Below are 19530 nucleotides of genomic sequence, written 5' to 3'. Positions count from 1 at the left end.
TGTTATTCCGGGCAATGAGCTACAATTGCACAATTAAACCACTTTTTTCTGAATGATCAAATGAGCCAAGCACAATCTTCCAATTCAAATACCCCTGAAACTGATTTCCATATATTTGATGATTCTGAGGAAGCAGATAACCATACTTCCGAAGTAACTGCAACACGTTTATCGTTGCAATTTCAACTGGATGAAAGCTATTTAGGGCAACGCATCGACCAAGTTGCAGCCTTGATTTGGAACGATTATTCCAGAGAAAGACTAAAACAATGGCTGAAAGATGGTCATTTATTGGTTAATGGTAACAGTGTTAAGCCAAAGTACAAGTGTGAAGGTGATGAAGTTTTAACATTAAATGTTGAGCTTGAAGCCCAAACACGTAGCTTACCTGAAGATATTCCGTTAAATATTATTTATGAAGATGATGAAATTTTAGTTATTAATAAACCTGTTGGTATGGTTGTTCACCCAGGTGCGGGTAATTCAACGGGTACTCTGGTAAATGCTTTGCTTCATCATTATCCAAAATCTTCTGAACTTGCACGTGCAGGTTTAGTACATCGTATCGACAAAGACACGAGTGGTTTATTGGTTGTTGCTAAAAGCTTAGAAGCGCAATTTTCTTTAAGTAAGCAATTGGCTAAAAAATCTGTTTATCGTATTTATGATGTTGTTGTGTATGGCAACATTATTGCGGGTGGCACAATTGATGAGCCAATCAAACGTCACCCTGTGGACCGTGTGAAAATGACAGTATTACCTGGTGGTAAAGATGCTGTTACGCACTACAACGTAAAAGAGCGTTTCCAACACTTCACGCGTGTTCAAGCACGTTTAGAAACTGGTCGTACACACCAAATTCGTGTTCACTTTAGTTATATTGGTTATGGCTTAGTAGGCGATCAGGTGTATATGCCTCGTGTACGTTTACCTGCGGGTTCTTCTGAACTTTTAGCAGATACATTACGTGGTTTTAAACGCCAAGCACTTCATGCTGCGAAACTTGGTTTAGTCCATCCTAAAACGGGTGAAGATATGATGTTTGAAGCACCGTGGCCTGAAGATTTTGCACAATTGGTTGATGTACTTCGTACAGAAAACAAAGCGTACTAATCATTTAAAATTTGATGATGATTTTATAAGGAAATTGACATGCAATTTGTTCAAGGCTTACCACAAGGCGTTTTTGTGGGGCAAACAAGAGTGCATCACGAGAAAACATTAAACTCTGAACAGCCTGAATTAGCGGGATTTAATGTTGCATTGCATGTCAATGACCAAGCGCATCGCGTTCAGCAACATCGCATGACTTTGTTAGAAGATTTTGCTGAATTTGGTGTGAATAAAATTACATGGATGACGCAAACGCATAGTACGATTTGTCATACTGTAAATGATCAGATTACTTTCGATGCATTGGTTGGTGATGGTTTGGTTACGCAAGCCAAATCTCACGCACTCATGATGATGACAGCAGATTGTTTGCCTGTGGTTTTGGGAAATGCTGAAGGTTCGGAAGTTGCAAATTTGCATGCAGGTTGGCGTGGTTTAGCAAATGGTATTGTTGAAAATACCATTGCAACTATGCAAACCAAACCTACTTGGGCATGGTTAGGTGCTGCAATTAGTCAGCCTTGTTTTGAAATTGGTGCTGAAGTTAAAGATGCTTTTTGCTCTAAATATCCTACATTAGAAAGTGCATTTTTAGCGGGGAAAGTAGCAGGAAAGTTCTATGCAGATTTATACGCAATTGCGCGCTATATTTTGAATCAGCATGGAATTGAAACTGTACTTGGTGGCAATCAATGTTCATATACTCAAGCAGATGAATATTTCTCATATCGCCGTGAAGCAAAAACAGGACGTATGACAACATTCGTCTTTATTCGCTGAAAATGCTAAACTTTCTCCAAATTTTTTGTTTTGATCGATATGTCTATATCTTCTAAATCTCTTGCTATTGTTTATCACAGTCCTTATGGACATACCGCTAAAGTTGCTCGTTATATTGAGCAGGGTGCTTTAGATGCGGGAGTTTGTGTTTCATTAATGAATGTGGAACAAATTGACTGGGATGTACTAGATACAGCCGATGCGATTATTTTTGGCTGTCCAACTTATATGGGTAGCATCAGTGCAGCAATGAAGTTATTTATGGAGCAATCATCAAAACGTTGGTTAGCACGCGCGTGGCAAGGAAAACTTGCAGCAGCATTTACCAATGGTGGTGGTTTAAGTGGTGATAAATTGGCGGTGTTACAGCAAATTAATTTATTTGCTATGCAACATGGCATGCTTTGGTCAGGTTTGCCTCTAATGGCAACAGGGCGTTCAGTTGAAGATGTAAACCGTATGTCGAGCTTTTTGGGCTTAATGACTCAGTCTGATAATGCGCCTGTAGATGTTACGCCACCACAAGGTGATTTGGACACTGCAATTTGGTTTGGTAAACATATTGCTTCACAAATGTTGCGTTTAAACTAAACAAACTAATTCCTAAAACTAAAAAAACCTCCAAATGGAGGTTTTTTTATGCGTATTTTATTTGTGGAAAATACGTGCTTTATCACGTTGCCAATCGCGGTCTTTTTCAGTTGCGCGTTTGTCATGTAATTGCTTACCTTTTACCAATGCAATTTCAAGCTTGGCATTTCGACCTTTCCAATAGCACGCTAAAGGTACGCAAGAATAACCTTTTTGGTTAATTGCACCTTGTAGTTTTTCAATTTCACGACGGTTAAGCAAAAGCTTACGTGTACGTGTTGCTTCAGGAACAACATGTGTAGATGCGCTTAGTAATGGTTGAACCTGCGCACCAAATAAGAAAGCTTCACCATTTTTAAACGTAATATAGCTTTCTACGATGGTCATACGACCAGCACGCATAGATTTAACTTCCCAGCCTTTTAATGAAAGACCAGCTTCAAATTTTTCTTCGATAAAATAATCGTGGCGGGCACGCTTGTTTAGCGCAATTGTTCCACTCGAATTTTTTTTAACTTCTACCTTCGCCATAATCAGTTACTTCCAAACTTATGTCTATTGTGCCCCAAACAAGGGCTTAAAGACAATTGATAAATGTAAAGGTATTTAAGTAATTTAAGGTACTTGCTTAAGATATTTCATAAAAATAACAGGTTTATTCACCTAAAAAATTACTTTTTGATAAAATAGCCATCTGTCACTAAAACAGAGCAAAATGGATGTCTAAAACTCGCGTAATTTATCCAGGGACTTTTGATCCAATTACCAACGGTCATATCGACTTAGTTTCACGTGCATCTAAAATGTTCGATGAGGTCGTTGTTGCAATTGCAATTGGTCATCATAAAAATCCAGTATTTACTCTGGAAGAGCGTGTAGCATTAGCAAAGGAATCTTTAAAGCATTTACCAAATGTAGAGTTTCTTGGTTTTGATGGTTTGCTTGTAAACTTTTTTCGCGAGCAAAAAGCGACTGCTGTATTACGTGGTTTACGTGCTGTGTCTGACTTCGAATACGAATTTCAGTTGGCAAATATGAACCGTCGTTTAGATTCAAATTTTGAAGCTGTATTTTTAACACCATCTGAACAATATTCATTTATTTCATCGACACTTGTACGTGAAATTGCGCGTTTACAAGGCGATGTAACTCAGTTTGTACCACCTGCTGTGGTAGAAGCATTTGAACGTAAGCATAAACAAGGTTGGTAACGTGTCTTTATATATAACTGATGAATGCATTAACTGTGATGTGTGCGAGCCTGTTTGCCCAAATGAGGCAATATTTATGGGGGAGGTCATTTATGAAATCCACCCAAATTTATGTACAGAGTGCGTAGGACATCATGATGAACCGCAGTGTCAGTTATTTTGTCCTGTCGATTGTATTCCGCTAGATCCGAATCATGTTGAAACGCGTGAACAGCTTCAAGCGAAGTATGAAAAACTAACTGATCAAAAAACATCAAGCAATTAGTTCGTATATTTGTTAATATGCGCCTCGAAGTGAGCCAGACGATCGCTGCTGTGGAAATCTCCGTGATTGAAGCAGGGGAGGAAAGTCCGGGCTTCATAGGGCAAGGTGCCAGGTAACGCCTGGGCGGTGTAAACCGACGGCAAGTGCAGCAGAGAGAAGACCGCCTTCATTATGTTTCTAAGCAATTAGAATCGAAGGTAAGGGTGAAAGGGTGCGGTAAGAGCGCACCGCATGGCTGGTAACAGTTCATGGCGAGGTAAACCCCACCGGAAGCAAGACCAAATAGGAATCCATTAGGCATGGCCCATGCTGGATTCGGGTAGGTCGCTTGAGCGCATGAGTGATTGTGCGCCTAGAGGAATGATCGTTCACGACAGAACCCGGCTTATCGGCTCACTTCACTATTTTTTGTACAATTAGCGCGGTTAGTGCTTGACGCGAATATCATATCAGAAGATAATGCGCGCACAGTTTACGGCTATGTAGCTCAGTTGGTTAGAGCACCGCACTCATAATGCGGGGGTCACAAGTTCAAGTCTCGTCATAGCCACCATTTTTATAGACCACGTTCCAAAACGTGGTCTTTTTTTATCTAAAATTTGTCGAAAATATTAAAATTTATTTGTGCAATCAATTTCAGCACTATTAATGTGAATTTTATTTTGTAAACTTTGATTATGTTTTAATTTTTCTTGCTGTTCAGGTAAAGCAAATATTTTTGAATCTACCCAATTTAATTTTTTGTCAGATACTTTTTGTAATGCGCAATATGTGCCTATCGCTCGTTCCGTTGCTAAACGTTTTTGTTGATCTTCACTTTGATATTGTGAACTTAAAATTTTCTGTTGTTCTTTAGCATAAGCAACAAGCACATGCCTGCTTGAAATACTGAGCAGTGTATTTTGATTGATTGCTGTCGCAACATCTCTCCTAACGCCATTATAGTCCACGACTAATGGGGAGATTAGTGAGCATGCACCTAATAGAGAAACTACAGTGCATATCGTTAATTTTTTCCAAAGTTTCATCTTTTAACTTAAGTTTTCAATCATATATTCATAACCTTAATCTCATTTTTTTGATTAAAAAAGTGAAATTAAATCAAAAAATAATAAAAAAGTATTATTTCGTATAAAGACTGAACATTTGATGTGATTAGTGCTTGACGATCAGGGATGAAATTTAGATAATGCGTCCACAGTTTACGGCTATGTAGCTCAGTTGGTTAGAGCACCGCACTCATAATGCGGGGGTCACAAGTTCAAGTCTCGTCATAGCCACCATTTTTATAGACCACGTTCCAAAACGTGGTCTTTTTTTATCTGTAAAAAGCTCAATTATTTTAAGTAAAATAAAATGATTAAGTCATAAAAAAGCCCAAACAAATGTTTGGGCTTTTTTATTGGAAAGGATTAGATTCCAGGTTTCCAACCATTCACAATTGGGTATCTACGTTCACGTGAAAATGCACGTGAAGTAATACGAGGACCAATTGCGCCTTGGCGACGTTTGTATTCGTTACGATCTACAAGTTTAATCACTTTCTCTACAACGTCTTTATCGAAGCCTTTAGCAATGATGTTATCTTGGCTAACATCTTCTTCAATGTACGCATAAAGAATCGCATCTAATACATCGTAAGCAGGTAAAGAGTCCTGATCTTTTTGATCTGGACGTAATTCTGCTGATGGTGGACGCGTAATTACACGTTCAGGAATAACTGGTGTTTCTGAAATGCTGTTACGGTATTTCGCAAGTTCAAAGACAATCGTTTTATACACATCTTTAAGTACAGCAAAACCACCAACCATATCACCGTAAAGCGTGCAATAACCAACAGCTAATTCAGATTTGTTACCTGTAGAAAGTACAAGGTTACCAAATTTATTTGAAAGACCCATAAGCAATGTGCCACGAGAGCGTGCTTGTAGGTTTTCTTCTGTCGCATCGGCAGGGCTATTACCAAAGAATGGGTAAAGTGTTTGCATGAAGCTGTTTACAATAGGATTGATTTCGGCAATACCAAAAGTAACACCCATGTTTTTCGCTTGTTCTGCTGCATCTTCAACACTAATTTGTGCAGTGTATGTATAAGGCATCATCACCGCTTGTACTTTGTCTGCACCAATTGCATCTACAGCAATAGCAAGAGTAAGTGCAGAATCGATACCACCGGATAAACCTAAAATAACACCAGGGAAGCCTGAGCGAGTGACATAATCACGTGTTGCTACAACAAGGCTTTGGTAAATTTCAGCCATTGTGTCTAAAGCAGGAGCAATTGAACCTTGTTTAAATGCTTTATTTTCAATTTCGTATTCTGCAATAAGAAGTTCTTCTTTGAAGGTTGCTGCTTGAGTTGCAACAGTACCGCTATTGCTCACAACAAAGCTTGTACCATCAAAGATTAAATCATCTTGACCGCCAACTTGGTTGGTATAAACCAAATTGATGTTTAATTGTTTAGCAAGCTCAGACATAGTTGCTACGCGATGCTGTGGTTTACCCACTTCGTATGGCGATGCATTAAGTACAAGTGCAGTTTCAACATTTAATCTCGCAAGTTGTTGTACTGTTGGAAGTGACCAAACATCTTCACAAATTAATACACCAAACTTATGACCTAAATATTCAAATACAAGGTGTTGATGACCTTCGCTGAAATAGCGTTTCTCATCAAACACACTGTAATTTGGCAAGTTTTGTTTGTTATAAATACCTAAAATCTGACCATCTTTCATAACGGCAGCAGAGTTATAACGTTGACCATCTTCAGTTTGGTTTACAAAGCCAAAAACCATCACAATATTTTTAACTTGGCTAAGTGCTTTAAAAGCATTTTCGCTACGTTTTGTAAGACTTGGGCGAAGGAAAAGATCCTCTGCGCGATAGCCAATTGTAGATAATTCTGGAAAAACGATTAGATCTGCATTTTGTTTTGTTGCTTCATTTGCTTGATCAATCATTTTTTGAACGTTAGCGTCTATATCACCAACTACTGGAGAGAACTGAGCTAGGGCAATTTTAAAAGATTTCATTTAAATTTAATCCTATTCCTATAGGTTTAAAACACATCTAACCATTTGATTTTATTTTGCTTTAATTTGGCTTTGAGGTGTTTGATGCTAAAAATACTGCCACAAGGCAAAAACCATAATTATTTCACTGAAAAGTATTAAATTTAGCAGTGCAAAAACAGCGCTTTGTTATTTTATATTAAATTAGCAGAGAAGCTAGGGTTTAATGATGTTTATTCGTGGCTAAATGTATTGGCTTGTTATATGCAAAATTAAGGGTGTTGTTTTGATGTTTTTTAGTTCTTTAAAATAATATTCGGGATGCGTTTTAGAAAAATGTCTCGAGCAATATCTCCTTGTTGTTCAATATTGTATGCCCAAAAAGATTTACCCTTAATGATTTGATATTTATAGGGGTTATAATATTTTAAACTTAAGTAATAGGCACTTTGTAATAAAGTACCTTGCAATAGTACGTTTATGTTCTTTTGGTGTTGCAAAATATGCGCCATTTCATGAATGAAAACAGCTTGGAAATTAATATTTTCCTTTGAGTAATCTTCTCTATAAATTGAGTCTTTACTGTGAATATTTCCTTGTGGTGCCATAAAAATATAAGCATGTTGCCAAGGTAAATAGGGTTGATTCATAATTTTGACTTGCTTGTAATTAATTAAATCGCCAAAAACAGAACGACACAAATCAATTTCACCTGCTGTTAGTGATCGAGCTTTAAATAAATCCAGCTTAAGAAGATGAATAAAAAAGGGGAGAAACCTTAGAAAAAGATTCATGGTGTTTGACATGTAAGTTGATTCTTTCACTATAAAAGCTTCAATAAAAACATCAAGTATTGTGGTTATAAATTAGATATAAAAAACCAAGCACAAAGGCTTGGTTTTTTATTGCAAGATGATTTAAAACTTAAGAGGCTTCAATGTTCTTTGGCTTCTCATCACAATCTGAAATGAGTTTAAGAATAGGTTTTTTCAGTAAGAATAAAACCGCAGCACCAATAAGAAGAGCAATTACACAGCGCATAAATAAGGTAGGCAAATCATGAAGTGAATCTTGAGATACGTGACCACCAATTAAGCCTGCCATTAAATTACCAAGTGCTGAAGCTGTAAACCACAGGCCCATTACCTGACCTCGAATAACAGTGGGTGCTAATTTAGTCATAGTTGAAAGACCAACAGGACTTAAGCAAAGTTCACCAAGTGTAAGTAATAACAGTGTTGATACAAGCCATAGCGGAGAAACTAAAGCACCGCTACTGGCAAGAACAGATTGACTTGCAAGTACCATAACACCAAAGCCAGCTGCGGCTAAAACCAAAGCAATAATAAATTTAGTAATATAACTAGGGTCTTTATTTGACTTACCAAGTCTTACCCAAAGCCATGCAATAATAGGTGCGAAAATAATAATGAATAATGCATTTATTGATTGAAACCAGACAGTTGGAATTTCAAATCCAAAAATGTAGCGATAAGTGAAGTCTTGAGCGAACAAATTGAAAGATGTAGGTTTTTGTTCAAATGCAGACCAAAATAAAGCCGCAACAATAAGCAAGATAAAACAAATCACAAGTTGTTTCTTTTCTTGAATTGTTGTTTTTGAAAACAAGAGAAGATAAGCAAAATAACTAACAATAGCGGCACATATAAAAATAGTTAAATAGGTAACAAGTAATATTGGATTAATGGTAATAACACCTAGAGTAACCAGTGTAATTAATAGTCCGCAAATTACTAAAAAGCCTGCAACAATTTTAGGTGCTTTCGGATTGTAATTTGTTGCTTGATTCCAAGTGTTTTGAATGCCACGCGCTTCATTGAACTGTTTGAGTTGTGGTATGGAAATAAAACGGAAAATGAGCAAGGCAATTAACATTCCAATGCCACCAATACCAAAGCCCAAATGCCATCCATTATCTTTTACTAATAAGCCAGTAAGTAATGGAGCAACAAATGCGCCTAAGTTAATTCCCATGTAGAAAATGGAAAAACCAGCATCGCGACGTGAATCTTGTGCGGCATATAGCGTTCCGACAATAATGGAAATACAGGTTTTAAATAAACCAGATCCTAAAACAATGAGCACAAGCCCAAAATAAAAGAAAAACGTACCAAAGAGCGCTGTTAATGCAATAGATAAATGACCTAAAGCAATAATAATAGAGCCATACCAAACGGAACGCGCTTGTCCTAACCAGTTATCGGCAACCCAACCACCAAAAACGGTTACTAAATACATAGAGCCAGCAAATAAACCAACAATTGCGGCAGCAGTAGGTCTATCTAAGCCTAAACCACCATTAATTGTCATTGCAGACATATAAAGAATAAGTAAAGGGCGAATACCATAATAAGAAAAACGTTCCCAAAGTTCGGTAAAGAATAGACCTCTTAAAGGTTTTGGGTGTCCGTAGAATTCCTCATCATATTTTTTGACATCATTTGACATAAAAAATCCATTTTTCTTTTTAAATTAATTGTTTGAGTTTTGAATATATGGGCTTTTTTATGAGCAGTATGATGCTGAATGGTAATAAATTGATGTGTATTTAATTGAAATTATTGCAATTATGTTTCATGTAAGGAAATTCATTTGACTTTGGAATAAATAATATAACCAAAAGGAATGAATTTTTTAGAGTGTAAAAAAGCCACCCAAAGGTGGCTTTTCTTTACTTAGATTTTTCGTGTGTTATGAATTAACCAATCTAAAACCTCACCTGTAAGTGAAGGCGAAAGTTGTTCACGAACAGTGTTGTGATATTGATTTAACCACGTTTTTTCCTCTTTAGTGATAAGAGTTAAATCAATACAATCAATATTAATTGGGCATAGTGTAAGTGTTTCAAACTCTAAGAAATCACCGTAAATTGTACTGGTATTTTCTTTTAAGCGGTTTGCGACCAAGTTTTCAATTCGAATGCCGTATTGACCTTCATGATACAAGCCAGGTTCATTTGAAATAATCATGCCTTCACGTAGTTTAGAATACGCATGAATAGGTGCGTAATAAGATAAAACTTGTGGACCTTCATGAACATTTAACGCAAAACCAACGCCGTGACCTGTACCGTGTCTATAGTCCAATTGATGTTGCCATAAATGTTGACGAGCAATTGAATCCAGTAATGGCGCAGCTAAACCTTCAGGATAAACGACTTGTGCCAATGCAATATGACATTTCAAAACAAGCGTGTAATCACGTTTTTGATCAGCCGATGGTGTACCTACAGGAACAACTCGCGTAATGTCGGTTGTGCCATCTTCATATTGACCACCTGAGTCAATTAGAAGTAATCCATTACCTTGAATATCGCTATAACTTTCAGGTGTTGCGCGATAATGCGGGAGTGCACCGTTAGCATTAAATCCTGCAATAGTCGAGAAACTTAGTCCAATAAAACCATCTTGCTCTGCACGATACGCTGTAATTTTTTCATCAATGGTAAGTTCGTTAATTGCTTCATTGTGTTTTAAAGCATTTTCTAACCAATGGAAGAAATGACAGAGCGCAACGCCATCTTTTTGCATTGCGATGCGAATATGTGCAATTTCACTTTCGTGCTTTTGTGACTTAAATAAAGTGCTTGGGTTAATATCGTGATGTATTTTCACCTGAGAATTTAAAGCACTTTGGTGGTAGTAAGATACTTTTGCAGGATCAATTAAAACACTAGAAACTTGTAGTTTGTTTAAGAAGTTTTTACTTTCTGTGTAATCTAAAATAGTGATGTTTTCACTTTTAAAACGTGAAACTAAAGCATCATCAAACTTATTTAGGTCACAGAATAAGATAGTTTGTTTGCTGTCGATATAAAGATGAGATAAGAACACAGGATTGTATTCAACATCTGCACCACGACAATTCAGTATCCAAGCAATATCATCTACAGCAGAAATTAAATGTCCTTCAATTTGCTTTGAAGCAAGTTTTTCGCGAATTTTATTGATTTTTTTAGTACGGGGTAATGCATTAATACCTTCTTTCATTTCATAAACTGCTTGCACAGGTAAGGCAGGGCGGTCTTGCCAAACTTCTGAAATGAGATCGATATTTTCAACAATATTGAAATTATTTAACTTAGCGATGCGCTGTAAAACTTCAAATTGTTGAACAGAGACAGTTTGTGTATTCACTGAAACATTTGCATTGGCTTTTAAATTTTGACTTAACCAAGCCCAATGTGATGAGCTTTCATCGCTAGTTAGTTTTTGCAGACTAAAACCAGTATCTTTAAGCTGTGTTTCTGCTTGAACCCAATAGCGACCATCTACCCAAAGTCCTGCAATATCTTGAGTAACTAAGATGGTACCAATAGAACCTGTGAAACCTGTAAGCCACTCACGAATTTTCCAATAGTCAGGTAAATATTCTGACATATGTGGATCAGCACTTAGTGCAATGAAAGCATCAACATTGTGTTTTTGCATGTGCTCGCGTAAGCATTTAAGTTTTTCTGAAGCAGTCATTATAAAGTTTCCGTCAATTTAGTTTTATCGTCACTATCTGAAATAAGTTTAAGAATAGGTTTTTTGATGATAAGTAGAACAATAGCACCAATCATTAAGGCAACTACGCAACGTATAAATAAAGTTGGTAAATCTTGTAGCGAATCTTGAGATACATGACCGCCAATTAAGCCCGCCATTAAGTTACCAAGTGCAGATGCTGTAAACCATAGTCCCATAACCTGACCACGAATTACGATAGGTGCTAATTTGGTCATTGTTGAAAGACCAACTGGACTTAGACACAACTCACCAAGGGTAAGTAAAAGGAATGTTGAAATTAGCCACCAAGGTGAAACTAAAGCACCGCCACTTGAAATAACAGAGTAACTTGCAAGTGCCATAAGTCCAAAACCTGAAGCAGCAAGCACTAAAGCAATAATGAATTTGGAAATGTAACTCGGATCTTTATTTGCTTTCCTAAGTTTTACCCAAAGCCAGGCCATGATTGGTGCGAAAATAATCACAAATAACGGGTTAATAGATTGAAACCATACCGCAGGTATTTCATAGCCGAATACATATTTATTTGTGAAATCATTTGCGAATAAATTAAGAGATGTTGCTGATTGTTCAAATGCAGACCAAAATAAAGCGGCAATAATCAATAAAATAAAGCAAATAACCAGTTTTTGTTTCTCTTTTACAGTGGTTTTGGAAAATAGTAAAAGGTAGGCAAAATAGCCAATAATGGTAATGCAAATTATAACAGTCAAATAAGTGACGATTTCAACAGGATTAATGATGATAATCCCTGTTGCTGTTAAGGCAATTACTACCGCACAAATGGCCAAAAAGCCCATCACAATTTTAGGTGCATGACGGTTTTGATTAGTTGCTTGTTTCCAAGAGTTATCAATAGTTTTAACTGTGCTGAATTCTGTGATTTCTGGTACCGCAATAGAGCGGAAGATAACCAGAGCAATCAACATACCTAGTCCGCCAACACCAAAACCTAAATGCCAACCATAGTCTTTAATTAGGAAGCCTGTAATAAGTGGTGCAACAAAAGAACCTAAATTGATTCCCATATAGAAAATGGAAAATCCTGCATCACGTCGTTAATCTTTGGCTTCATATAATGTACCGACAATAACGGAAATGCAGGTTTTGAATAAACCTGAGCCTAATACAATAAGTACAAGACCAAAATAGAAAAAGAAATTGCTAGAAAATGCAGTTAAGGCAATAGAAAGATGTCCTAAAGCCATAATAATTGAGCCATACCAAACAGCACGTGCTTGACCTAGCCAGTTATCTGCAACCCATCCACCAAATACGGTCATGAGATACATAGAACCTGCAAATAAACCAACAATTGCTGATGCAGTAGGGAGATCTAGTCCTAAACCGCCATTAATTGTCATTGCGGACATATAAAGAATGAGAAGAGGGCGAATGCCGTAAAAAGAAAAGCGTTCCCAAAGTTCTGTGAAGAATAATCCTCTGAGTGGTTTTGGGTGTCCGTAGAAAGCTTGATCGTATTTATTTACATCTGGCTGCATATAAAGTCCGTTTATATTTATTGAATTCCATATGGAAATTCGAATATATGGGCTTTTATATGTGCGGATTGATGATGAATAGTAATTAAATGATGTGTAATTAATACAGATTATTGCGTTTATGTTTCAATCTAAAGAATCTATTTGACTTTGGAATAAATAGTATTAATAAAAAGAATGAATTAATTTTAGTATAAAAAAACCACCCAAAAGGGTGGTTTTTTCAACGGAGTTCGAATTAACGAACGATATCGCGTTGAACTTCGCCAGTGTAAAGCTGACGAGGACGACCGATTTTGTAAGGACCGCTGTGCATTTCTAACCAGTGGCTGATCCAGCCAACAGTACGTGCAAGAGCGAAAATTACAGTAAACATTTCTGTTGGGATACCAATCGCTTTAAGGATGATACCTGAGTAGAAGTCTACGTTAGGGTATAGGTTACGTTTGATGAAGTATTCGTCAGAAAGAGCGATACGTTCAAGTTCCATAGCTAAAGCTAATTGTGGATCGTTGATACCAAGTGCGCTTAACACTTCGTCGCAAGTCTCTTTCATTACTTTCGCACGTGGATCGAAGTTTTTGTAAACTCGGTGACCGAAGCCCATAAGTTTAACTTCTTTAGTTTTCACTTTTTCCATGAAGCCAGCAACGTTTTCTACAGAGCCGATTTCATCAAGCATCTTAAGAACAGCTTCGTTCGCGCCACCATGAGCAGGTCCCCAAAGTGCAGAGATACCAGCAGCGATACATGCATAAGGGTTAGCGCCAGTAGAACCAGCTAAACGTACTGTAGAAGTAGATGCGTTTTGTTCGTGGTCAGCATGAAGCGTGAAAATACGATCCATTGCTTTAGCAAGAATAGGGTTAACTTTGTAATCACGATCTGCAGGAGTAGCAAACATCATGTACAAGAAGTTTTCAGCGTAGCTTAAGTCATTACGTGGGTAAACGAATGGTTGACCAACAGTGTACTTGTAGCTCCAAGCTGCCAATGTAGGAATCTTAGCAATTAAACGAATTGCTGTGATTTCACGGTGGTTAACATCTTCGATGTCTAAGTTGTTGTGATAGAACGCAGAAAGCGCACCAACAACACCAACCATTATAGCCATTGGGTGAGCATCACGACGGAAACCGTTGTAGAAGCGGCTAACTTGATCGTGAACCATAGTGTGGTTACGAACTTTAGCGTCAAATTCTTCTTTTTGTGCAGCAGTTGGAAGCTCGCCATTTAATAATAAATAGCAAGTTTCTAAGTAATCAGCTTTAGTAGCTAACTGGTCGATTGGGTAACCACGGTGTAAAAGAATACCTTTGTTACCATCGATGAATGTGATTTTAGACTCACAAGAAGCAGTAGCCATAAAACCAGGATCAAAAGTAAAGTGACCTGCGGCCAATACATCTTTAACGTCGATTACATCTGGGCCCAATGTACCGCTGTAAATTGGTAGTTCAATTTCTTTGCCATCAAGTTGTAAAACAGCTTTTTTGCCAGTTGCTTCAGACATTCAATAGATCTCCTGTCCTGGTGAATGTTAGTCTGATTCTAAAAGTTCATCTTTTAATACATGAATCAAACGGATCGAAAATTGCTACAAGATTAGTAGCTACTGAAAATTTGTCAATTATACTTAGGGCTAAAAAGAGGCTGACAAATCATTGTTTCGTCAAAAAGCCAACTTAATAAAAAACATAATATAATCACAGTATCGGGGCAATATAATATGTCAAATCTAAAGAGAAATGCAGAAAAAAATAAGCTGATTTAATTTAATTGTAAGGAATTATACGGGTTTAATTCATGTGGCTTTGTATATAAGTAAATGGCTAAATCGCGTAAAAGATTATAATTTTCGTAACTTACATTAAATTTTTAATCTAAAACATTAGATAGATCACTATAAATAAAATGATATAAACATCCTTTTTTAATGTACTGATTGGTTGAAAAATAGATGTTTGGGTTGATTGAAAAACACACGTAGATTAAAAAATAACCAAAAATATGAGTCATTTTATACGTAAAATATCGCGGAAATAGGTGTTAGGTTTAATTTGAATAATTAAGTTGTTATTAATATTCAGGATATTTGATAATTTTGCTCAATAGCTTTGCAATATTTAATTTAAAAATAATGGGTTGATTAAAATTTTGCTGTACCTTATGGGAAAAACCAATCTCATTCCAATTACATTCATCTTTAGTCGTAGTTATGGTTGGGCTAAGTATGTAATAAAAATACTGAAAAAGTCGTTTTTTTAGCTGTAAACCTAGGTAAATGCAGGCTTTGGGTGTTTTTTGATATTCAAATAGGTGAATTTTATACTATTTGATATTTTGTTAATGATTCTTATTTATAGATATTTGCTTGAAATGGGCTTGAGAGCCGTTTGTAATTTGAAACTTGACGTTTTATAATTCAGTGTCGTTTTTAATTTAGGCAAAAGCTTGCCTATCTATGCCAGCTTTCCTTCGAACTAATTCCAACAAACTCCGGATGGAGTTTTTACTTACAGGATGCCCGCTGTGAAAAGCAACAGACCTGTCAATTTGTCCATGGGTCAAGTTTTAGAAGTAAACTTAAAATCCCCTGTGGCTATTGCATCAATTTTACACCGTCTTTCAGGTGTCATCGTATTTTTACTCGTTCCGGTACTTTTATGGATCTTAGACAAATCTTTGTCTTCTCCAGAAGGTTTTGCACAAGTTCAAGCTGTTTTTGATAGCTTTATTGTGCGTTTCATCGTATGGGTATTTGTAGCTGGCTTAATTTTCCACTTTATTGCTGGTATCAAGCATTTACTTGCTGATCAAGGCATTGCAGAAGAACTGCAAAGTGGTCGTGTTGCAGCTACTATTTCATTAATCTTGTCTGCAATTGGTATTGTTGCAGCATTTGTATGGATCGTACTCTAATGAAAAGTGCTACAGGTTTTACGGGTTCAGGTTCTCGTGATTGGTTTATCCAACGCGTAAGTGCTGTTGTATTAGCTGTTTATACCGTAGTGGTATTAGGTTGGATTCTGTGTAATGGCGGATTCAACTTTGAACAGTGGTACGGTTTTATGATGACAACACCAATGAAGATTTTATCTTTATTGTCAGTCTTATCTCTTGTTGCACATGCATGGATCGGTATGTGGCAGGTTTTCACGGATTACGTGACGACTCGTCAAATGGGTCCTTCTGCAAATGGTTTGCGTATTGTACTAACTTCAGCAGTAATTATTGCTGTATTGGCATACGCAATCTGGGCAATCCAGATTTTTTGGGCGAATTGATAGGAAACAATCATGGGCGCTATAAACCCTAAAGAAGATTACACAAATATTCCACACGAAACTTTCGATGCAGTCATCGTTGGTGGTGGTGGTTCAGGTATGCGTGCTTCTTACCAACTTGCTCAAGCTGGTTTGAAAGTTGCGGTACTTACTAAAGTATTCCCAACACGTTCACACACTGTAGCTGCTCAAGGTGGTATTGGTGCATCTCTTGGTAACATGCAAGAAGATAATTGGCACTACCACTTTTACGATACAGTAAAAGGTTCTGACTGGTTAGGTGACCAAGACGCAATCGAGTTTATGACTCGTGAAGCGCCTCAAGTTGTTTATGAACTTGAACACCTAGGTATGCCATTTGACCGTAACGCAGACGGTACAATTTACCAACGTCCGTTTGGTGGTCATTCTGCAAACTACGGTGAAAAAGCGGTTCCACGTGCTTGTGCTGCTGCCGACCGTACAGGTCACGCACTTCTTCACACGCTTTATCAAAGCAACGTGAAAATGGGTACTCAATTCTTCGTTGAATGGATCGCATTAGATTTAATCCGTAACGAAGCAGGCGATGTACTTGGTGTAACAGCAATTGACCAAGAAACTGGTAAAATTGCAGTATTCCAAGCAAAAGCGACTTTATTTGCTACTGGTGGTGCTGGTCGTGTTTACCGTGCATCTACAAACGCATATATCAACACTGGTGACGGTCTTGGTATGGCTGCTCGTGCAGGTATTCCATTACAAGATATGGAATTCTGGCAATTCCACCCAACGGGTGTTGCGGGCGCAGGCGTATTGTTAACTGAAGGTTGTCGTGGTGAAGGCGCAATCCTTCGTAACGATTCAGGCGAGCCGTTCATGGAGCGTTATGCTCCGACACTTAAGGACTTGGCGCCACGTGACTTTGTATCACGTTCTATGGACCAAGAAATTAAAGAAGGTCGTGGTTGTGGTCCTAAGAAAGACTACATCTTGCTTGATATGACGCACTTGGGTGCTGAAACAATCATGAAGCGTCTTCCATCTGTATTTGAGATTGGTAAGAAGTTCGCGAACGTTGATATCACTAAAGAGCCGATTCCAGTTGTACCAACAATCCATTATCAAATGGGTGGTATTCCTACGAATATTCACGGTCAAGTGGTTGTGCCTGAAAGTGTTGAGACAACTCCATTTAAAGCGCATTACGATAAAGAAAATGACGTTTATTCTACTAATGCAGAAGACCGTGACTTCACTAAACCAGTGAAAGGTTTCTATGCAATCGGTGAATGTTCATGTGTATCTGTACATGGTGCAAACCGCCTAGGTACCAACTCACTTCTTGACTTAGTTGTATTTGGTAAAGCTGCTGGTCAACACATTATCGATTATGTGACTAAGCATCACGGTGATGAGTACGAGCCACTTCCTACGACTGTACTTGAGCAAACTGTTGCACGTATTCGTGCATTGGATGAATCGACTTCAGGTGAAAATGCTCAAGACGTTGCTGATGCGATTCGTGACATTGTTCAAGACCACGCAGGTGTATTCCGTACAACTGAGTTGCTTGAAAAAGGCGTAAAAGAGATTCTTGCAATCGAGCCACGCGTACGTAATATTCATTTGAAAGACAAATCTAAAGTATTCAACACTGCACGTATTGAAGCTCTAGAAGTTGAAAATATTTATGAAGTTGCTAAAGCGACCTTGATTTCTGCTGCTGCTCGTAAAGAGTGTCGTGGTGCGCATACGGTGGTAGATTTCGAATTACCACCTGATCATGCAGATTATCCGTACGGCCGTCGTGATGATGAATGGATGAAGCATACTTTATGGTTCTCTAGCGATAACCGTCTTGAGTATAAGCCAGTTCGTTACCGTCCATTGTCGGTTCAGGCTATTCCACCTAAACCACGTACATTCTAATTAGGAGAGTTGAGATGAGTAGAGGTACTCGTACATTTAATATCTACCGCTACGATCCTGATAAGGATGCAGCACCGTACATGCAAACTTTTAAGCTCGAGTTGACTGATAAGCATCGTATGTTGCTTGATGCTCTTCTTGCGCTAAAAGTACAGGACGAAACATTAACATTCCGTCGCTCGTGCCGTGAAGGTATTTGTGGTTCTGATGGTGTGAACATTAATGGTAAAAATGGTTTAGCGTGTCTTTGGAACCTAAACGATTTACCAGAAGTGATTACAGTTCGTCCTTTACCTGGTTTGCCAGTGGTTAAAGATTTAGTTGTGGATATGAATCAGTTCTACGAACAGTACAACAAAATTCATCCATTCCTAATCAATAATCAACCTGCGCCACCTAAAGAGCGTTTACAATCTCCAGAAGAGCGTGAACACTTAGATGGTTTGTATGAATGTATTTTATGTGCATGTTGTTCAACTTCATGCCCATCATTCTGGTGGAACCCTGATAAATTCTTAGGTCCATCTGCATTGTTAAATGCATACCGTTTCATTATTGATTCGCGTGATACAGGTACACAAGAGCGTTTGGCTCGTCTTGACGACCCATTCTCTCTATTCCGTTGTAAAGGTATTATGAACTGCGTATCTGTTTGTCCTAAAGGTTTGAATCCTACAAAAGCTATTGGTCATATCCGTAGCATGATGTTTGATCAAGCTGGCTAATTTTAGCACTAAAAAAAAGCACACTTTCGGGTGTGCTTTTTTTTAATATATAAGTAATAAAATGATACAAAAGTTTTGGTGATCTTATAGTAATTTACTCCTAATTAAAGGAAGGTAGTAAGTGATCTATTTAGTTATAAATTAAAGTGAAATTTACAGTTGTACTGAAAGTTAAAATTTGAAATGTTAATATGAAGGGGTTTGAGGGCGATTTTTATTGAGAAATACGAATAAAATTTATTATCAAAATTTAATAATTTAGAGCTTGATTTGCAAAATGTAAAACCCCATATATTAGGGTGGATTATATGTATTGTATTTAGCCAATTTATGAAAGGTATATGTCAAAAAAATCAATTCAAGTTGAAAGTTCGTGTTAAAATAACTCACATCACTATATTTGAAAAAAATGCATATTTTATGTGTGAAATTTAATCAAAATAGGGTGATTAATCGTTAATAAATATAATTGCTTTAGAAAAACAAACTTAAAAAGTTATTTTTTCTAAGTCAGTTTGCAGAAAATTGCTCGGTATCGCCGAGTATATGTGAGTGATGATGCCGCTGAGGGCGTTATGATTCATTGTTTACATTAG

Annotated in this window: 16 protein-coding genes, 2 tRNA genes, 1 other RNA gene and 1 pseudogene; 12 read left to right on the top strand and 8 right to left on the bottom strand. The window is 37.3% G+C overall.

Annotation, left to right across the window (positions count from 1 at the left end; all coding sequences use genetic code 11):
* The first annotated feature begins 60 nt into the window (after positions 1-60).
* From rluD to MZO21_RS09155, 3 genes are read left to right on the top strand one after another with little or no spacing between them, the layout of a single operon-like run.
* Positions 61-1113 (top strand): 23S rRNA pseudouridine(1911/1915/1917) synthase RluD, encoded by a 1053-nt coding sequence (gene rluD, locus MZO21_RS09165; RefSeq protein WP_154772310.1) that lies wholly within the window; start codon positions 61-63, stop codon positions 1111-1113.
* 39 nt (positions 1114-1152) lie between these two features.
* A complete protein-coding gene (gene pgeF, locus MZO21_RS09160; protein ID WP_154772311.1) occupies positions 1153-1893 on the top strand; it encodes a peptidoglycan editing factor PgeF in 741 nt (246 codons plus the stop codon).
* 39 nt (positions 1894-1932) lie between these two features.
* Complete coding sequence (locus MZO21_RS09155; RefSeq protein WP_154772312.1) at positions 1933-2484, top strand: flavodoxin family protein; 552 nt, start codon at positions 1933-1935, stop codon at positions 2482-2484.
* Between the two features lie 57 nt (positions 2485-2541).
* On the opposite strand, the gene smpB is transcribed toward MZO21_RS09155, so the two are convergent.
* On the bottom strand, positions 2542-3015 hold the full coding sequence (smpB, locus tag MZO21_RS09150) for an SsrA-binding protein SmpB (protein WP_154772313.1): 474 nt from the start codon (positions 3013-3015) through the stop codon (positions 2542-2544).
* Positions 3016-3203: 188 nt separating this feature from the next.
* Here smpB and coaD point away from each other — a divergent pair, with 188 nt between their 5' ends.
* The 4 genes from coaD (at position 3204) to MZO21_RS09130 (ending at position 4513) form a co-directional block, all read left to right on the top strand.
* Positions 3204-3695, top strand: coding sequence for a pantetheine-phosphate adenylyltransferase (coaD, locus tag MZO21_RS09145; RefSeq protein ID WP_154772314.1), 492 nt, complete (start codon positions 3204-3206; stop codon positions 3693-3695).
* A gap of 1 nt (position 3696) precedes the next feature.
* Positions 3697-3960 carry a YfhL family 4Fe-4S dicluster ferredoxin gene (locus MZO21_RS09140; RefSeq protein WP_171501232.1) on the top strand — a complete coding sequence of 88 codons (264 nt, stop codon included), beginning with the start codon at positions 3697-3699 and terminating at the stop codon, positions 3958-3960.
* Between the two features lie 26 nt (positions 3961-3986).
* Positions 3987-4364, top strand: an RNA gene (gene rnpB / locus MZO21_RS09135) — RNase P RNA component class A.
* A gap of 72 nt (positions 4365-4436) precedes the next feature.
* Positions 4437-4513, top strand: a tRNA-Met gene (locus tag MZO21_RS09130).
* 58 nt (positions 4514-4571) lie between these two features.
* On the opposite strand, the gene MZO21_RS09125 is transcribed toward MZO21_RS09130, so the two are convergent.
* Complete coding sequence (locus tag MZO21_RS09125; RefSeq protein ID WP_248129632.1) at positions 4572-4910, bottom strand: hypothetical protein; 339 nt, start codon at positions 4908-4910, stop codon at positions 4572-4574.
* Positions 4911-5166: 256 nt separating this feature from the next.
* Here MZO21_RS09125 and MZO21_RS09120 point away from each other — a divergent pair.
* Positions 5167-5243 (top strand) — tRNA-Met (locus MZO21_RS09120).
* A 129-nt stretch (positions 5244-5372) separates the two neighbouring features.
* On the opposite strand, the gene MZO21_RS09115 is transcribed toward MZO21_RS09120, so the two are convergent.
* The 6 genes and pseudogenes from MZO21_RS09115 to gltA form a co-directional block, all read right to left on the bottom strand.
* Positions 5373-6998 (bottom strand): NAD+ synthase, encoded by a 1626-nt coding sequence (locus MZO21_RS09115; RefSeq protein WP_154772317.1) that lies wholly within the window; start codon positions 6996-6998, stop codon positions 5373-5375.
* Between the two features lie 275 nt (positions 6999-7273).
* Positions 7274-7771: a hypothetical protein gene (locus MZO21_RS09110; RefSeq protein ID WP_154772336.1), complete on the bottom strand. Its 498-nt coding sequence runs from the start codon at positions 7769-7771 to the stop codon at positions 7274-7276.
* A gap of 130 nt (positions 7772-7901) precedes the next feature.
* Positions 7902-9446 (bottom strand): peptide MFS transporter, encoded by a 1545-nt coding sequence (locus MZO21_RS09105; protein WP_154772318.1) that lies wholly within the window; start codon positions 9444-9446, stop codon positions 7902-7904.
* A 227-nt stretch (positions 9447-9673) separates the two neighbouring features.
* On the bottom strand, positions 9674-11467 hold the full coding sequence (locus MZO21_RS09100; RefSeq protein WP_248101803.1) for an aminopeptidase P family protein: 1794 nt from the start codon (positions 11465-11467) through the stop codon (positions 9674-9676).
* Positions 11467-13011, bottom strand: a pseudogene (locus MZO21_RS09095) (peptide MFS transporter). Before MZO21_RS09095 ends, MZO21_RS09100 begins: the two are co-directional and overlap by 1 nt.
* Before the next feature lie 238 nt (positions 13012-13249).
* Positions 13250-14524, bottom strand: coding sequence for a citrate synthase (gltA, locus tag MZO21_RS09090; protein ID WP_154772320.1), 1275 nt, complete (start codon positions 14522-14524; stop codon positions 13250-13252).
* A 1010-nt stretch (positions 14525-15534) separates the two neighbouring features.
* Here gltA and sdhC point away from each other — a divergent pair.
* Genes sdhC through MZO21_RS09070 form a run of 4 tightly spaced genes read left to right on the top strand, consistent with a single transcriptional unit; the run spans position 15535 to position 18934 of the window.
* Entirely contained in the window at positions 15535-15933 is a 399-nt protein-coding gene (gene sdhC, locus MZO21_RS09085) for a succinate dehydrogenase, cytochrome b556 subunit (protein WP_154772321.1), read from the top strand.
* Positions 15933-16298, top strand: coding sequence for a succinate dehydrogenase, hydrophobic membrane anchor protein (gene sdhD / locus MZO21_RS09080; protein ID WP_154772337.1), 366 nt, complete (start codon positions 15933-15935; stop codon positions 16296-16298). The genes sdhC and sdhD overlap by 1 nt, the downstream gene beginning before the upstream one ends.
* A 12-nt stretch (positions 16299-16310) precedes the next feature.
* On the top strand, positions 16311-18209 hold the full coding sequence (locus tag MZO21_RS09075; RefSeq protein ID WP_154772322.1) for an FAD-binding protein: 1899 nt from the start codon (positions 16311-16313) through the stop codon (positions 18207-18209).
* Positions 18210-18223: 14 nt separating this feature from the next.
* The gene (locus tag MZO21_RS09070; RefSeq protein ID WP_154772323.1) at positions 18224-18934 is read left to right on the top strand and encodes a succinate dehydrogenase iron-sulfur subunit; all 711 of its coding nucleotides are present in this window, start codon (positions 18224-18226) and stop codon (positions 18932-18934) included.
* Positions 18935-19530 lie beyond the last annotated feature (596 nt).

Origin of the sequence: Acinetobacter portensis, from assembly GCF_023158935.1 — a bacterium.
Classification (GTDB): domain Bacteria; phylum Pseudomonadota; class Gammaproteobacteria; order Pseudomonadales; family Moraxellaceae; genus Acinetobacter; species Acinetobacter faecalis.
Note: the sequence above shows the minus strand (reverse complement) of the source record. Positions and strands in the feature narration are given on the sequence as shown.

Excerpts from the sequence above, each read along its gene's own strand:
- MZO21_RS09100 (WP_248101803.1), bottom strand. The coding sequence starts at position 11,467 with ATGACTGCTTCAGAAAAACTTAAATGCTTACGCGAGCACATGCAAAAA.
- rluD (WP_154772310.1), top strand. The coding sequence starts at position 61 with ATGAGCCAAGCACAATCTTCCAATTCAAATACCCCTGAAACTGATTTC.
- MZO21_RS09110 (WP_154772336.1), bottom strand. The coding sequence starts at position 7,771 with ATGAATCTTTTTCTAAGGTTTCTCCCCTTTTTTATTCATCTTCTTAAG.
- sdhD (WP_154772337.1), top strand. The coding sequence starts at position 15,933 with ATGAAAAGTGCTACAGGTTTTACGGGTTCAGGTTCTCGTGATTGGTTT.
- coaD (WP_154772314.1), top strand. The coding sequence starts at position 3,204 with ATGTCTAAAACTCGCGTAATTTATCCAGGGACTTTTGATCCAATTACC.
- pgeF (WP_154772311.1), top strand. The coding sequence starts at position 1,153 with ATGCAATTTGTTCAAGGCTTACCACAAGGCGTTTTTGTGGGGCAAACA.
- MZO21_RS09105 (WP_154772318.1), bottom strand. The coding sequence starts at position 9,446 with ATGTCAAATGATGTCAAAAAATATGATGAGGAATTCTACGGACACCCA.
- sdhC (WP_154772321.1), top strand. The coding sequence starts at position 15,535 with ATGCCCGCTGTGAAAAGCAACAGACCTGTCAATTTGTCCATGGGTCAA.
- MZO21_RS09070 (WP_154772323.1), top strand. The coding sequence starts at position 18,224 with ATGAGTAGAGGTACTCGTACATTTAATATCTACCGCTACGATCCTGAT.
- smpB (WP_154772313.1), bottom strand. The coding sequence starts at position 3,015 with ATGGCGAAGGTAGAAGTTAAAAAAAATTCGAGTGGAACAATTGCGCTA.
- MZO21_RS09115 (WP_154772317.1), bottom strand. The coding sequence starts at position 6,998 with ATGAAATCTTTTAAAATTGCCCTAGCTCAGTTCTCTCCAGTAGTTGGT.
- MZO21_RS09155 (WP_154772312.1), top strand. The coding sequence starts at position 1,933 with ATGTCTATATCTTCTAAATCTCTTGCTATTGTTTATCACAGTCCTTAT.
- gltA (WP_154772320.1), bottom strand. The coding sequence starts at position 14,524 with ATGTCTGAAGCAACTGGCAAAAAAGCTGTTTTACAACTTGATGGCAAA.
- MZO21_RS09075 (WP_154772322.1), top strand. The coding sequence starts at position 16,311 with ATGGGCGCTATAAACCCTAAAGAAGATTACACAAATATTCCACACGAA.